Origin of the sequence: Paractinoplanes durhamensis (assembly GCF_016862175.1) — a bacterium.
GTDB classification, from domain to species: Bacteria; Actinomycetota; Actinomycetes; order Mycobacteriales; family Micromonosporaceae; genus Actinoplanes; species Actinoplanes durhamensis.
In genome coordinates this window covers 1-527 of record NZ_BOML01000137.1, presented here as the reverse complement: position 1 = coordinate 527, position 527 = coordinate 1, and the positions used below count along the sequence as shown (strand labels likewise).

Sequence of the window (527 nt, the reverse complement as noted above, 5' to 3'; positions counted from 1 at the left end):
ATGGTGCTGGCCCCGGGGACTTTGCTGTTGGAGTTGGTGTTGCGTGCCGGTGAGGAGGTCGGCTGCCCGCACGTGACAGAGCTGACCCTGCATACCCCGATGACGCTGCCGGATGCGGGGTCGGTACAGGTTCAGGTCACTGTCACCGCCGACAGCGGCGGCTGCACCGCGACAATCCACACCCGGCCCGACGCTGGTGACCCCGCCTGGACGTTGCACGCTACCGCCAACCTTGCCGGCGCGCCGGCGGCCACCGTGGGAACTTCCGACCTGGCCGTCTGGCCGCCACCCGGCGCCCAACCGATTGCGGTGGAGGGCTTCTATCAACGGCTGGCCGATGCCGGCTACGCCTACGGGCCGGCCTTCCAGGGCTTGCGGGCGGTCTGGCAGGACGGTCAGGACGTTTACGCCGAGGTGGCTCTGCCCGAGGCGCAGCGTGCCGACGCTGCCCGCTACGGCCTGCATCCCGCCCTGCTCGACGCCGCCGTTCAGGCGATGGCGGCGGGCGGGCTCGTCGGCGGCGAGTT

Annotated in this window: 1 protein-coding gene; it reads left to right on the top strand. The window is 71.2% G+C overall.

What is annotated here, in order from left to right; all coding sequences use genetic code 11:
* Positions 1-36: 36 nt before the first annotated feature.
* On the top strand, positions 37-527 hold a 491-nt coding region (locus Adu01nite_RS47465; RefSeq protein WP_239133256.1), incomplete at its 3' end, for a polyketide synthase dehydratase domain-containing protein.